This window comes from Pseudomonas sp. S3E12 (genome assembly GCF_001702295.1).
Classification (GTDB): Bacteria; Pseudomonadota; Gammaproteobacteria; order Pseudomonadales; family Pseudomonadaceae; genus Aquipseudomonas; species Aquipseudomonas marginalis.
Genome location: NZ_MBDT01000021.1, coordinates 280962 through 294102, shown reverse-complemented (window position 1 = coordinate 294102; position 13141 = coordinate 280962). Strand labels below are relative to the sequence as shown.

General features: G+C 62.0%; 13 protein-coding genes. 7 read left to right on the top strand and 6 right to left on the bottom strand.

Going from position 1 to position 13141, the window contains the following annotated elements:
• The first annotated feature begins 121 nt into the window (after positions 1-121).
• Both BB029_RS17955 and BB029_RS17950 read left to right on the top strand, forming a co-directional pair.
• Positions 122-604: an Lrp/AsnC family transcriptional regulator gene (locus BB029_RS17955; protein ID WP_027606189.1), complete on the top strand. Its 483-nt coding sequence runs from the start codon at positions 122-124 to the stop codon at positions 602-604.
• Positions 605-781: 177 nt separating this feature from the next.
• Positions 782-2407 (top strand): methyl-accepting chemotaxis protein, encoded by a 1626-nt coding sequence (locus BB029_RS17950; RefSeq protein WP_065940193.1) that lies wholly within the window; start codon positions 782-784, stop codon positions 2405-2407.
• A 58-nt stretch (positions 2408-2465) separates the two neighbouring features.
• On the opposite strand, the gene BB029_RS17945 is transcribed toward BB029_RS17950, so the two are convergent.
• Positions 2466-3329 (bottom strand): MBL fold metallo-hydrolase, encoded by an 864-nt coding sequence (locus BB029_RS17945; RefSeq protein WP_065940192.1) that lies wholly within the window; start codon positions 3327-3329, stop codon positions 2466-2468.
• A gap of 94 nt (positions 3330-3423) precedes the next feature.
• Here BB029_RS17945 and BB029_RS17940 point away from each other — a divergent pair, with 94 nt between their 5' ends.
• The 5 genes from BB029_RS17940 (at position 3424) to BB029_RS17920 (ending at position 9032) form a co-directional block, all read left to right on the top strand.
• Positions 3424-3759 carry a helix-turn-helix transcriptional regulator gene (locus BB029_RS17940; protein WP_017527038.1) on the top strand — a complete coding sequence of 112 codons (336 nt, stop codon included), beginning with the start codon at positions 3424-3426 and terminating at the stop codon, positions 3757-3759.
• Between the two features lie 51 nt (positions 3760-3810).
• On the top strand, positions 3811-5055 hold the full coding sequence (locus tag BB029_RS17935) for an FAD/NAD(P)-binding oxidoreductase (protein WP_065940191.1): 1245 nt from the start codon (positions 3811-3813) through the stop codon (positions 5053-5055).
• Positions 5056-5862, top strand: coding sequence for a sulfite exporter TauE/SafE family protein (locus tag BB029_RS17930; protein ID WP_065940190.1), 807 nt, complete (start codon positions 5056-5058; stop codon positions 5860-5862). It abuts the gene before it with no gap.
• A gap of 139 nt (positions 5863-6001) precedes the next feature.
• Complete coding sequence (nosP, locus tag BB029_RS17925) at positions 6002-7147, top strand: nitric oxide-sensing protein NosP (RefSeq protein WP_027606194.1); 1146 nt, start codon at positions 6002-6004, stop codon at positions 7145-7147.
• Positions 7089-9032, top strand: a complete 1944-nt coding sequence (locus BB029_RS17920; protein ID WP_065940189.1) for a NahK/ErcS family hybrid sensor histidine kinase/response regulator — start codon at positions 7089-7091, stop codon at positions 9030-9032. The genes nosP and BB029_RS17920 overlap by 59 nt, the downstream gene beginning before the upstream one ends.
• A 281-nt stretch (positions 9033-9313) precedes the next feature.
• Here the strand turns inward: BB029_RS17920 and BB029_RS17915 are convergent, their stop codons facing one another.
• The 5 genes from BB029_RS17915 to BB029_RS17895 all read right to left on the bottom strand — a co-directional run bounded on the left by BB029_RS17915 (position 9314) and on the right by BB029_RS17895 (position 13135).
• On the bottom strand, positions 9314-9979 hold the full coding sequence (locus BB029_RS17915; RefSeq protein WP_010209341.1) for a response regulator transcription factor: 666 nt from the start codon (positions 9977-9979) through the stop codon (positions 9314-9316).
• A gap of 15 nt (positions 9980-9994) precedes the next feature.
• Positions 9995-10543 (bottom strand): PQQ-dependent catabolism-associated CXXCW motif protein, encoded by a 549-nt coding sequence (locus BB029_RS17910; RefSeq protein ID WP_065940188.1) that lies wholly within the window; start codon positions 10541-10543, stop codon positions 9995-9997.
• A 107-nt stretch (positions 10544-10650) separates the two neighbouring features.
• A complete protein-coding gene (locus BB029_RS17905; protein WP_065940187.1) occupies positions 10651-11442 on the bottom strand; it encodes an ABC transporter permease in 792 nt (263 codons plus the stop codon).
• Positions 11439-12179 (bottom strand): ABC transporter ATP-binding protein, encoded by a 741-nt coding sequence (locus BB029_RS17900; protein ID WP_065940186.1) that lies wholly within the window; start codon positions 12177-12179, stop codon positions 11439-11441. Before BB029_RS17900 ends, BB029_RS17905 begins: the two co-directional genes overlap by 4 nt.
• Positions 12176-13135: a YVTN family beta-propeller repeat protein gene (locus tag BB029_RS17895; protein WP_065940185.1), complete on the bottom strand. Its 960-nt coding sequence runs from the start codon at positions 13133-13135 to the stop codon at positions 12176-12178. Before BB029_RS17895 ends, BB029_RS17900 begins: the two co-directional genes overlap by 4 nt.
• Positions 13136-13141 lie beyond the last annotated feature (6 nt).

The window sequence follows — 13141 nt, the reverse complement described above, 5'->3', positions numbered from 1 at the left end:
ATCTTGTCCTACAACAATCATAGGCGTGGCGTAGAAGAATATTTATCTGTGTTTCATTGCGCCCGCGATCAATTGCGGATAAAAAACCTGCATAAACATAATAAACAGGTGATTTTGTCTCATGCGCAAACTGGACCGTACCGATATCGGCATTCTCAACGCCCTGCAGGAGAATGCGCGGATTACCAACGCCGACCTGGCCCGCTCGGTCAACCTGTCGCCCACACCCTGTTTCAACCGGGTCAAGGCCATGGAAGAACTGGGCTTGATTCGCGAGCAGGTCACCCTGCTCGACGCCGATCTGCTGGGGCTGCACGTCAACGTGTTTATCCATGTGAGCCTGGAAAAGCAGAACGAGCTGGCGTTGCAGCAGTTCGAAGGCGCGATTTCCGACCGGCCCGAGGTGATGGAGTGCTACTTGATGGCTGGCGACCCGGACTATTTGATCCGGGTGTTGGTGCCGACGATCCAGTCGCTGGAGCGTTTCATGATGGACTTCCTGACCAAGGTGCCGGGTGTCGCCAACATCCGCTCGAGCTTTGCCCTCAAGCAAGTGCGCTACAAGACGGCGCTGCCATTGCCGCCGGGTGGATTAATGGTTTGATCTCAATAGGGGGCTGCACCGCTGATCCTGATAGTTAGCCAAGTAATAATCAGGGCGGGCTTTTTATTTTTGGTTAATGAAAAATTGCATCAGCGGTCACGTATTTTTCACACGCATTTCAACACATTGGCCCCATCAGGCCGTGAAGTTCGCGGCCCAGGAAAGGGGTAAGCCGCGATGTCCATGAGAGCCTTGAAGTTGAACTTCCGTACCACACTGTGTTTTGGCTTGGTGTGCCTTTTGCTGCTGATACAAGGGGCAATGACCCTGATAAAAGTCGATAAGGTCTATTCGTCGACGGTTGAAATCGAAACTAACTGGCTCCCCAGTATTCGGTTGGCGGGTGAAATAGATTCGGCGTTTTATAAACTTCGTCTCGATCTACGTCGTTATGCCATGGATATCAGCCGACAGGATCCGGCCTCCCTGGAAAAACTCAAGGCGACACGTACCGAAGCCCTCGATATTGCCGAACGCTATGGGCCGTTAGTCTCAGGCCCCGAAGAGCAAGCCAAGTACAACGAAGCATTAGCCAGCATCAAGAACTACAGCCAGAAGATGGATGAGTTCCTCGCACAAGCCTCCACCTTGTCCGCTGAACAGATGTCGACCTACCTGCGCGAAGTCAACGGGCCGATTGCCCTGGATGTGCAGCGTTCCATCAGCGAGTTGATCGCATTGAATGAACGGGGCTCCAAGGCGGCGGTGCAGGTGGCTTCCAGCGAATATGACGCGGCGCGTCTGTTCACCTGGATATTGATGGCCGCCTCCTTGCTGATCACCGTCGTGGTAGCAAGCCTGTTTACCCGCAGCATCATTACTCCGGTGCGTGAGTTGCTGGTATCGACCGGCAAGATTGCCGACGGCGATCTGCGCGTGGCGATTGCCATCAATGGCAATGACGAGTTGACCGCGTTGCAACGGTCTACCGCGTCCATGCAAATGAACCTGAAAAGTACCTTGCAGCACATCTCCGAGGCGTCCGGGCAATTGGCTTCGGCGGCGGAGGAGATGAGCGCCATCACCCGCGAGTCCAGTGCCGGTATTGAACGCCAAAGCATGGAAACCGATCAGGCCGCCACGGCGGTTAACCAAATGACGGCAGCAGTTGAAGAAGTGGCGCGCAATGCGGTGTCGGCGTCCCAGTCCACCCAGGACTCCCAACGCTCGGCCAAAGTGGGGCAGGAGCGTGTGACGCAAACCATCGCCTCCATCGAGAAACTCAGCGCCACGGTGCAGCAGACCGGCGTCGAAGTCGAAGGGCTGGCCAGGCAGGCCCAGGATATTGCTCGGGTGGTTGAAGTGATCCGCTCGATTGCCGAGCAAACCAACCTGCTGGCCTTGAACGCGGCCATTGAAGCTGCCAGGGCAGGGGAGCAGGGCCGGGGCTTTGCGGTGGTGGCCGACGAAGTGCGGGCACTGGCCCACAGAACGCAGACCTCGACCCAGGAAATCGAGCAGATGATCGCGAAAATCCAGACGTGCTCCAGTGAAGCGGTGTCTTCCATGGCCCTCAACCGCAACGAAGCGGTGGACTCCTTGAAGATCGCCCATGAAGCGGGCCTGGCAATTACTCAGATCACCGAAGCCATTACCGATATCAATGACCGTAACCTGTTGATCGCCACGGCCTCCGAGGAACAGGCCCACGTGGCCCGTTCGGTGGACCAGAACCTGATCAGCATCCGTGATCTTTCCATCCAGAGTTCTTCGGCGGCCGGCCAGACCTCGATTGCCAGCCAGGAACTGTCGAGGCTGGCGGTGGACCTCAAGCAGATCGTGTCGAAATTTGCCGTAGCCTGATCACACCTGTGCAGCACCCCCGGAGCATGGAATGGCATGGACGCCAGGCAGGACGGCTTTAGAGCTGGTTCAACGGAATCTTCAAGTACACCACCCCGTTCTCCTCCGCTGGCGGCATATGACCGGCCCGCACATTCACCTGGATCGCCGGCAACAACAGCGTGGGCATCCCCAGCCCGGCATCGCGTTGGGTGCGCATGGCCACGAACGCCGCTTCATCCACCCCGTCATGCACATGAATATTGCCCGCGCGTTGTTCCGCCACGCTGGTCAGGCATTTGGCCTCGCGGCCTTCGGGCGGGTAGTCATGGCACACGTACAGTTGGGTATCGGGGGCAAAGGCCAAGAGCTTGCGCATTGACGCATACAACTGGCGCGCATCGCCGCCGGGGAAGTCGCAGCGGGCGGTGCCGACATCGGGCATGAACAGGGTGTCGCCCACCAGGATCAAGCGGTCGTCGATCAGGTAGGCCATGTCCGCCGGGGTATGCCCGGGCACGTGCAGGGCCTGGGCCTTGATGGTGCCGATGTGGAAGATTTCATCCGGCGCGAACAGGTGGTCGAACTGCGAGCCGTCGACGCGAAATTCCGGCTCCAGGTTGAACAGGTGCTTGAACACGTCCTGCACCTTGCTGATCGCCTGGCCGATGGCAATCTTGCCGCCCAGGGTGCGGCGCAGGTACGGCGCGGCCGACAGGTGGTCGGCATGGGCGTGAGTTTCCAGCAGCCATTGCACTTGCAAGCCGTGCTCACGCACAAAGGCAATGACCTTGTCGGCCTGGGCGGTGTCGGTGCGCCCGGAGGCCGGGTCGTAGTTGAGCACCGAATCGACGATGGCACACGGGCCGCCGTGCGTTTCATAGACGACGTAGGTGTAGGTCGACGACGCCTCGTCCAGAAAGGAATGAATCAACGCTGACATGACGGCTGCCCCTGATGTTGAAAAAAGTGATTACAATCACTTTACATTTACACATAATGTTTTGAGCTTAAGTGACGCAAAGGACCCGAGGCAAATGGAATCTACTCTGAGTGAAGGCGAAGTCGCCCAGTTGCGCGCGTCGGCATCCAAGGCCTGTGCCTTGCTCAAGGCCCTGGCCAATGAGGATCGTTTGTTGATTCTGTGCCAACTGACCCAGGGCGAACGCAACGTCGGCGAGCTGGAAACCATGACCGGTGTACGCCAGCCCACGCTGTCACAGCAGTTGGGCATCCTGCGTGACGAAGGGCTGGTCGCCACCCGTCGCGAAGGCAAGTACATCTTCTACGGGCTGGCCAGCCATGAAGTGATCCAAGTGATGAAGACACTGTCCGGCCTTTACTGCGGCGCGGTGATAAAAAGCTGGGCGTGACGCCATACGGCAGCGACCCTTGTGTGCATTGACGATAAAAGGCAATAGACCATGACCGACCAACACTGGGGGCCAACCATCAGTGGCGATATCGTCGTCATCGGCGGCGGTTCGGCAGGCATCGGCCTGCTGGCCAGCCTGCTCAAGCGCGACCCCGACCTGAACATCACCCTCATCGAACCCCGCGACCATCACTGCTACCAGCCGGCCTGGACCCTGGTCGGCGGCGGTGCCTACGACCTGAAAAAGACCCGACGACCCCTGGCCGATGTGCTGCCCAATGGCGTCACCTGGGTGCAGGCCGCCGTCACCGAACTGCTGCCGGACGAGCACACCCTGGTGCTCGACAGCGGCCAGCGGGTGACCTGGAACAACCTGATCGTCTGCCCCGGCCTGCGCCTGGCCTGGGAGAAAGTCGAGGGCCTGGAAGACACGTTGGGCCGCAACGGGGTCACGTCCAACTACAGCTATGAGCACGCGGCGTATACCTGGCAGTTGGTGCAGCAGTTGAAGCGCGGCAAGGCGATCTTTACCCAGCCGGCCATGCCGATCAAATGCGCGGGTGCGCCGCAAAAGGCCATGTACCTGTCCTGCGATCACTGGCTCAGGCAGGGCGACCTCAAGCACATCGACGTCGAATTCAACCTGGCCGGCGCGGCGCTGTTCGGCGTGGCGACCTTTGTGCCGCCGTTGATGAAGTACGTGGAGAAATACCACGCGCGTCTGGCGTTCAACGCCAACCTGGTCAAGGTCGACGGCCCGGCGCGCAAGGCCTGGTTCGAGGTGAAGGGCGCCGAGGGCAACGTCACCCTGGAGGAAAAAACCTTTGACCTGCTGCACGTGGTGCCGCCGCAAGTCGCGCCGGATTTCATTCGCCACAGCCCGTTGGCCGACGCCGCCGGCTGGTGCGAGGTGAACCCCCACAGCCTGCAACACCTGCGCTACCTGCACATCTTCGGCCTGGGCGATGTGTGCGGCACCACCAATGCCAAGACCGCCGCCGCCGTGCGCAAGCAAATCGTGGTGGTCGCCGAAAACCTGCTGGCCCTGCGCAAACAGGCGCCGCTGCCGCTCAAGTACGACGGCTATGGTTCGTGCCCGCTGACGGTGGAGAAGGGCAAGGTGGTGCTGGCCGAGTTCGGCTACGGCGGCAAGCTGCTGCCGACCTTTCCCCTCGACCCGACCCGGGCACGCCGTTCGATGTGGTTCCTCAAGGCCACCTGGCTGCCGTGGTTCTACTGGAACGGCATGCTCAAGGGCCGCGAGTGGCTGACCCGTCTGAGCAAGGTGGACTGAATGCTGCTGGCGAGCGTTTTAGGCGTGTTGATGGGCCTGGTCATGGGCCTGACCGGCGCGGGCGGCGGCATCCTCGGGGTGCCGGCGCTGGTGCTGGGGCTGGGCTTGACGATGACCCAGGCGGCACCGGTGTCCTTGCTGGCCGTGGGCGCGGCCGCGGCCGTCGGTGCGATCGAGGGCTTGCGCCACGGCCTGGTGCGTTACCGCGCCGCGCTGTTGATCGCGTTGCTCGGCGCACTGTTTTCGCCGGTCGGGGTGTTTCTCGCCCACCAAATGCCGGAGCCCGTATTGATGGGGCTGTTCAGCGCCTTGATGGTGCTGGTGGCCTGGCGCATGTTGCAGCGCGAAAAGATCGAGGCCGGGCCGAGCGATCACGGCGCGGCGTCCTGGGGCCAGAAGAACTGCATGCTCAACCAGCAGACCGGGCGCCTGGCCTGGACCGCCAAATGCAGCGCCACCCTGGCCGCACTGGGCGCGGTGACGGGGGCAGTCTCGGGGTTGCTCGGGGTGGGCGGCGGCTTTCTGATCGTGCCGGCGTTCAAGCAACTGACCGACGTGCAGATGCGCGGCATCGTCGCCACGTCGCTGATGGTGATCAGCCTGATTTCGCTGATCGGCGTGGCTGGCGCGTTCCATGCCGGCGTGCGCATCGAACCCGTGGGCTGGGTGTTCATCGCGGCGAGTATCGTCGGCATGCTGATCGGCCGGCGCCTGTGCTCGGTGATTGCCGCACGCACCTTGCAGGTGGGGTTTGCCAGCCTGTGTGTGGTGGTTGCAGCTGGAATGCTTGTGAACGCTTTGCTGTGAATTTGAAATGCAGTCCAACAGTTGAATCTCCCTTGTTTTTGAGCACTTCATCCCATCGCATCCCCCCACCCAGTACCCAAGTAGCATAGGTCCCGTCCCCCGCCCTTCGTACACTCATGCTTCAGAGGGGGAGGCAACGATGCACAACAGTGAAGGCGTAGTCAGTGCCATGTCCCAGGCCACCGATGCCGGGCAGGCCGCCGAGGAGTTGGCGCGGCAACTGTTGCATCCGTACCTGGGCTTCGTGCTGTTTTTCTGCTCGGCGTCCTACGACCTGCAGGCCCTGGGCCGCGCCCTGCAGGAGTGTTTCGGCAACGTGCGCGTGGTGGGCTGCACCAGCGCCGGCGAGATAACGCCCCAGGGCTATGGCCGCAATTGCATTACGGCGATGGGCTTCAACCATGCGCACTTTTCCATCGCCACGGAACTGATCGACCAGGTGGAACACTTCAGCCTGATCGACGCCCAGCAGATGGTCGAACGTCTGGTCGGCGGTTGCCGCAGCAATACCCTGGCACCGATCAAGGGCAACACCTTCGCCCTGACCCTGCTCGATGGCCTGTCCAGCCGCGAAGAAGTGGTGCTCGCCGCCCTCAGCGCGGCGCTCGGCGACATTCCGCATTTCGGCGGTTCGGCCGGCGACGACAACTTCCTCACCCACACCCACGTGTACTTCAACGGCGCCTTCCACAGCGGCGCGGCGGTGGTGGTGCTGGTCAATACCTGGCTGGATTTCGAGGTGTTCACCACCCACCACATCCTGCCGCGCAGTGAAAAGCTGGTGGTGACCGGCGCCGACAGTCCGTCACGCCGGGTCTTCGAGCTCAACGCCGAACCCGCCGCCGAAGAGTACGCGCGGCATATCGGCGTGGCCGTGGCCGACCTCGACCACCGCGTCTTCGCCGCGCACCCGTTGGCGGTGCGCATCCACGACCAGTACTACGTGCGCGCGATCCAGCAAGTGCACGACGACCTGAGCCTGAGTTTCTACTGCGCGGTGGAAAACGGCATCGTCCTTACCGTGATGAAGCCTGGGCCGATCCTGCCAAACCTGCAAACCCTGTTCGACGGCCTGCAAGCGCGCCTTGGCGATCTGCTGTTGACCATCGGCTGCGACTGCTTCCTGCGCCGCCTGGAGTTGGAAGACAGCGACAATTTGGAACAGATCGGCGGCTTCCTGCGCGACCAGCGGGTGATGGGTTTCAACACCTACGGAGAACAGTTCAATGGCATGCATATCAACCAGACCTTCACCGGGGTCGCCATTGCCCGAGGCCGGCGCTGAACTGCTCGCCCAGGTTGCCCAGCTGCAGCAGGACAACCACAAGCTGGCACGGATCAACGCGGCGCTGATCGAGCGCATCGAGTCCGGCATGGCCCAGGGCAATAACCCCTACACCACCTTCCAGCATTCGGTGGTGCTGGCCGAGCAGGTGCGCGAACGCACCGACGCGCTGAACCAGGCGATGGCCGAACTCAAGGCCAGCAACCACTTGCTGATCAACGCCCGGCTGCGCGCCGAAACCCTGCGCGGCGAACAGGCGGCGGCGCAAAAGGCCCAGGAAAGCGAACGCTGGATTCGTCTGATCACCGATAACGTCCCGGCCCTGATCGGCTACCTGAATGCCGACCTGGTCTACGAGTTCACCAATAAAGTCTATGAAGAATGGTATTGCTGGCCGCGCGGCATGATGCTCGGCCAGAGCCTGCGCGAAGTCCACAGCGAGCAGCATTGCCAGCGCCTGGACGCCTACGTCGCCCGCGCCCTGGCCGGGGAGAGCGTGACCTTCGAGTTCGCCGAGACCAATATCAATAACCAGGAGCGCTACATGCTGCGCTCCTATGTGCCGAATATGCTGGCCAGCGGCGAAGTGGTGGGGATCTTCGTGCTGATCCGCGACATCACCGAACGCCGCCGTACCGCCGAAGCCCTGCACCAGGCCTATCAGCACCTGGAGCAGCGCGTGGCCCAGCGCACCTCAGAACTCACCGCGCTTAACGACCAGTTATTGCAAGAGATCGACGAGCGCCGGCGCATGGAGGCGCGCCTGCGCGAAGCCAAGCTCGAGGCCGAGCAGGCCAACCTGTCGAAAACCAAATTCCTCGCCGCCGTCAGCCATGACCTGCTGCAACCTTTGAATGCGGCGCGCCTGTTCACCAGCGCACTGCTGGAGCGGCCCAGCGAAACCCTGGTGCGCAACGTGAGCAATTCCCTGGAAGACGTGGAAAACCTGCTGGGCACTCTGGTGGATATTTCCAAGCTGGATGCCGGGGTGATCAAGGCCGACATCGCGCCGTTTGCCCTGAGCGAACTGCTGGATAACCTGGCCGCCGAGTACACCGAATTGGCCCGCAGCGAGGGCCTGGAATTGCATTTTGTCGGCTGTTCGGCGCTGGTGCGCAGCGATATCCAGTTGCTGGCGCGGATCCTGCGCAACCTGCTGAGCAATGCGCTTCGCTACACCTACAAGGGACGGGTGGTGCTGGGCTGTCGCCGCCAGCATCAGCGTTTGTCGATCCAAGTGTGGGACAGCGGCATGGGCATCGCCGAGGAGCGGTTGGAGGAGATTTTCCAGGAATTCAAGCGCGGCGATGTGCAACGGCCCGACCAGGACCGTGGGCTGGGCCTGGGGCTGGCGATCGTGGAAAAGATCGCCGGGATCCTGGGGCATCGCATCAGCGTCAGATCCTGGCCGGGCAAGGGCTCGATGTTCTCGGTGGAGGTGCCGTTGAGCGCCACCGCACCCAAGTCGCTGCCGCAGCTGGCCATGAGCGAACCGATGCTCGAACGCCTGCAAGGCGCGCGGGTGTGGGTGCTGGATAACGACGCGGCGATCTGCGCGGGCATGCGCACCTTGCTCGAAGGCTGGGGCTGCCAGGTGATCACCGCGTTGTCGGAGCAGGACCTGGCGCGGCAGGTGGACAACTACCATGCCGAAGCCGACCTGCTGATCGCCGACTACCATCTCGACGACGACCAGAACGGCGTCGACGCCGTCGCCCGCATCAATGGACGCCGCGGCCGCGCGATCCCGGCGCTGATGATCACCGCCAACTACAGCAATGAACTCAAGCTGCAAATTCGCGAGTTGGGGCACACGCTGATGCACAAGCCGGTACGCCCCATGAAACTCAAGACCGCCATGAGCCACCTGCTCGGCCGGCCCTGAAAACGCAGAACCAGTGTGGGAGGGGGCAAGCCCTAATGCCAGTCAGTTAAGGCTTTTTGTAGGAGCGAGCTTGCTCGCGAAAAACTTACAGGCGTCGCGTTCATTCAGGAAGCACGCGTTATCGTTGACGTTTTTCGCGAGCAAGCTCGCTCCTACAGGAGGCGTACGCAGGCAGTAGGGCTTGCCCCGATGGCGGTGGTTCAGCCAAGAAGGTGTTGACTGGTCCACAGCCATCGGGAGCAAGCCCCCTCCCGCATTTGATTTGTGTTGTGTCAGATGGGTCAGCGGCGCAGGTACGAGCCGAAGTCGATATCCCCGGCACTGAGGATTGCCTGCACTCGGTTATGCACATTCAACTTGCGCAATATCGCCGACACGTGGGCCTTCACCGTGGTCTCGGCAATCTCCAGGGTGTAGGCGATCTGCTTGTTCGACTCGCCCTTGGTCATGCGCTCCAGCACCAGCAACTGCTTGCGCGTCAGGGCTTGCAGCAGTTCGGGGGCGAAGCCGGGGTTTTCGTTGAGGCGTCGGTGGGTGCCGGGCTTCTGGGTGCGGATGATGTCCGGCGGCAGGTACACGTTGCCGTTGAGAATCTGCTGGATCGCCTCGGTCATTTGCAGGCGCGGCGAGGATTTGGTGATAAAGCCCACGGCACCATAGGTGATGGCTTGCAGCACGACCTGCTTGTCCTGCTCGGCCGAGACGATCACCACCGGAATGGTCGGCGCCTCGTTGCGCAGGTTGATCAGGCCATTGAGGCCATGCATGCCGGGCATGTTCAGGTCGAGCAGGATCAGGTCGAGGTCGTCGTGTTCCTGGGTCAGCGCCAGGGCGCTGTCGAGGTCGGCGGTTTCCATCACTTCGCTGCCGGGGAAGCCGTCGCTGATGACGTTATGGATCGCTTCGCGAAACAGTGGGTGATCGTCGGCAATCAGGATTTTGTACATGGCCGTTCACCTTTCTTATTGTGAGGTTTGAAATGGCTCGGGTTGGGCGACCGTTACCGGCAGCTTCGCCGCTTCCCAGGCATCCAGGCCGTCGCGATACCAGTACACAGAGGTATAGCCGAGGTTGGCGGCACGTTTTACCGCGTTCCAACTCAGCCAGCAATCGGAGCGGCAATAGAAGACCAACGGTCGCTTGAGGTCGCCGCCGCTGTAGGCATACAAGTGGCGCACGAAATAGCTTTGCCACTCCGGCGTCAGGTCGCCGTCGCCGGTATTGGCCAGCCAGTGGCTGCCGGGCAGGTTGGCGTGGGGCTGGTCTTCGATGAAGCGGCCTTGCAGCCATTGGCGGCGGTACACGTCGATCAGCACTGGTGCCGGGCTTTGATTGAGCAGGGTTTGCAGGGCCGCGGTGTCGACAATCGTGGCGCCTGGCAGGTGGTCGGGCGTGGGGCTGCGGTACAGGCTGATGCGGTAGCCCTCGGCGGAAAACAGCGGGGTGTCGGCCTGGACGTTGGCGACGAACAGGCACAGCAGCGCCAATAGAGGCAGTCGGGCAGGCAGCATGGCAGGGCAATCCTTATCGTTATGCGCGCATTACACGTGAGTCCCGAGCCCTTGGGAATGCGACGATAGACAGGAAAACCAGTACCAAAGTAGTAGTTTTGCCACCCTCAGCCTTTTTTGCGCAACGCCGCATGCTGGGGATTGAAGGTCAGCACCGCCAACACTGCGAACAGTACGGTCAAGCCCAGGCACACCGCCAGGGCCAGGCCGGCGAAGCGTTGGTACAGGGCAAAGCGCACCAGCTCCACGGCGTGGGTAAACGGGTTGACCGCGCACAGCCAGTACAGCCATTCGCTGGAGTCGCGCATCTTCCACAACGGGTACAGCGCCGACGACAGGAAAAACAGCGGGAAGATCACGAAGTTCATCACCCCGGCAAAGTTCTCCAGCTGGCGAATCGCATTCGACAGCAGCAAGCCCAGGGCACTCAACATCAAGGCCACCAGCAGCAACGCCGGCAGGGCGATCAACAGCCCCATGGCCGGCGGTTGCACGCCGTACACCCAGGCGATTGCCAGGAACCCATACACCTGCAACAGCGAAATCAGCGCAGTGGCCAACAGCTTGCTGCACAGCAAAAACGTGCGCGGCAACGGGCTGGTCAGCAGCACGCGCATGCTGCCCATCTCGCGGTCGTAGACCATCGAGAGCGAGCCTTGCATGCCGTTGAATAGTAGGATCATGCAGGCCAGCCCCGGGACGATGTACACCTCGTAGGGGATGTAGGTGTCGTAGGGTTCGATCACCGAGATGCCCAACGCGGCGCGGAACCCGGCGGCGAACACCAGCAGCCACAGTAATGGGCGCACCAGCGCACTGAGAAACCGCGTGCGCTGCAACACAAAGCGCAGCCACTCGCGCAGCACGATGCCGCGCAGGCATTGCCAGTAAGCGTTCATGCCGCCGCTCCCGTCGTGGTGGGGCGCGTCAAGCGCGCGAACACGCTGCCCAGATCGCCGCCTTGTTGCTCGATCAAGGCAGCGACTTGCCCACTGGCCACCAGGCGGCCCTGGTGCAGGATCATCAAGGCATCGTCGGCCTGTACTTCGTCGAGCAGGTGGGTGGTCCACAGCACGCTGATGCCCTGTTCGCGGCACAGGCTGCGCACGTGCTGGTTCAGGGCCAGGCGGCTGGCCGGGTCGAGGCCGACGCTGGCTTCATCCAACAGCAGCAGGCGCGGCTCATGCAGCAACGCCCGGGCGATTTCCACGCGGCGCCGATGTCCGCCGTTCAGTTCGCGGACTTTTTCCCGGCGCCGTTCGGTGAGGGCCTGGCGGGCCAGTTCGACGGCGACGCGCAGGTCGGTCTGGCGCCGCGACAAACCATGCAACGCAGCGTGGTAACGCAGGTTCTGTTCCACGCTCAAATCCAGGTCCAGGGTGCTTTGCTGGAACACCACACCCAGTTGTGTAAGGGCCGCACGCGGCGCCTCACGCAGGGAATGACCGCCCACGCGAATGTCGCCGCTTTGCAGGTCATACAGCCGCGTGAGCAGGGCGATCAAGGTGGATTTGCCGGCGCCATTGGGCCCCAGCAGCGCCGCAAAGCGCCCTGGCGCCAGGCTGAAACTTACCTCGCACAAAGCCTGCCGTGCGCCGTAGGCGAAGCTCAGGTCGCGTACCTCCAGGGCGTTCATGGCGTGACCACCACGCCCCACGGATAACGCCCGACTTTCACCGACTTGATCACCTTGAGACTGTCCACATCGATCACCGACACATCGCCGCTCACGCCATTGGTGGCCAGCAACTGTTTCTCGTCCGGGGTAAATGCCATCTGCCACACGCGGCGGCCCACCAACAGGTAGTCGAGGACCTCGAAGGTCCTGGCGTCGATCACCGCCACATGGTTGGCCGGGCCAAGGGCGACAAAGCCGTACTTGCCATCGGCGCTGAGCTTGATGCCGACCGGCTGCACCTTATCCGGGTGTACGCCCTTGATCTTGAAGGTCAGGGTCTTGAGGATCGCGCGGCTGGCCACGTCGAGGATGGTCACGGTGCCGCCGATTTCCGCCGAGGCCCACAGCTGCGAGCCATCGTGGTTGAACTCGACGAAGCGCGGGCGCTGGTCCACCAGGGTGCTGTCGGCCAGGGTCTGGGTGCTGGTGTCGATCCAGTGCAGCATGTTGGTGGTTTCGCTGGTGTTCACCGCCCACTTGCCATCCGGGCTCACGGCCATGCCTTCGGGCTCGACGCCGACGTTGATCTGGCCGAGCACCTTGGAGGTCTCGGTGTCGATCACGGTGACCAGCGCGTCGTCTTCGTTGGACACGTACAGCCAGCGGTTATTGGGGTGCAGGGCGAACTGCTCGGGGTCTTTGCCGGAGGGCAGTTCCTTGATGATCCTGCGCGTGGCCACGTCCATCACCTGGACGCGGTCCGAGTCGCTGGCGCAGATGTACAGCAGCTTGTTGTCATGGGACAGCAGCAAGCCTCGCGGGCGCTGGCCGACCTTGAGGGTGTCGGTGACTTGCAGGGTCTGCATGTCGATCAGGCTCAGGCTGTTGTCTTTCTCGTTGGAGACCCAGGCGGTACTGGCCACGGCGTGCCCGGCGGCAAGCAGCAGGGCGCATGGGAGCAGGGTGCGGCGCATGGCGGA

Bases quoted from the DNA above. Each gene is read 5' to 3' on its own strand.
- BB029_RS17955 (WP_027606189.1), top strand. From the start codon at position 122: ATGCGCAAACTGGACCGTACCGATATCGGCATTCTCAACGCCCTGCAG.
- BB029_RS17950 (WP_065940193.1), top strand. From the start codon at position 782: ATGTCCATGAGAGCCTTGAAGTTGAACTTCCGTACCACACTGTGTTTT.
- BB029_RS17945 (WP_065940192.1), bottom strand. From the start codon at position 3,329: ATGTCAGCGTTGATTCATTCCTTTCTGGACGAGGCGTCGTCGACCTAC.
- BB029_RS17940 (WP_017527038.1), top strand. From the start codon at position 3,424: ATGGAATCTACTCTGAGTGAAGGCGAAGTCGCCCAGTTGCGCGCGTCG.
- BB029_RS17935 (WP_065940191.1), top strand. From the start codon at position 3,811: ATGACCGACCAACACTGGGGGCCAACCATCAGTGGCGATATCGTCGTC.
- BB029_RS17930 (WP_065940190.1), top strand. From the start codon at position 5,056: ATGCTGCTGGCGAGCGTTTTAGGCGTGTTGATGGGCCTGGTCATGGGC.
- nosP (WP_027606194.1), top strand. From the start codon at position 6,002: ATGCACAACAGTGAAGGCGTAGTCAGTGCCATGTCCCAGGCCACCGAT.
- BB029_RS17920 (WP_065940189.1), top strand. From the start codon at position 7,089: ATGGCATGCATATCAACCAGACCTTCACCGGGGTCGCCATTGCCCGAG.
- BB029_RS17915 (WP_010209341.1), bottom strand. From the start codon at position 9,979: ATGTACAAAATCCTGATTGCCGACGATCACCCACTGTTTCGCGAAGCG.
- BB029_RS17910 (WP_065940188.1), bottom strand. From the start codon at position 10,543: ATGCTGCCTGCCCGACTGCCTCTATTGGCGCTGCTGTGCCTGTTCGTC.
- BB029_RS17905 (WP_065940187.1), bottom strand. From the start codon at position 11,442: ATGAACGCTTACTGGCAATGCCTGCGCGGCATCGTGCTGCGCGAGTGG.
- BB029_RS17900 (WP_065940186.1), bottom strand. From the start codon at position 12,179: ATGAACGCCCTGGAGGTACGCGACCTGAGCTTCGCCTACGGCGCACGG.
- BB029_RS17895 (WP_065940185.1), bottom strand. From the start codon at position 13,135: ATGCGCCGCACCCTGCTCCCATGCGCCCTGCTGCTTGCCGCCGGGCAC.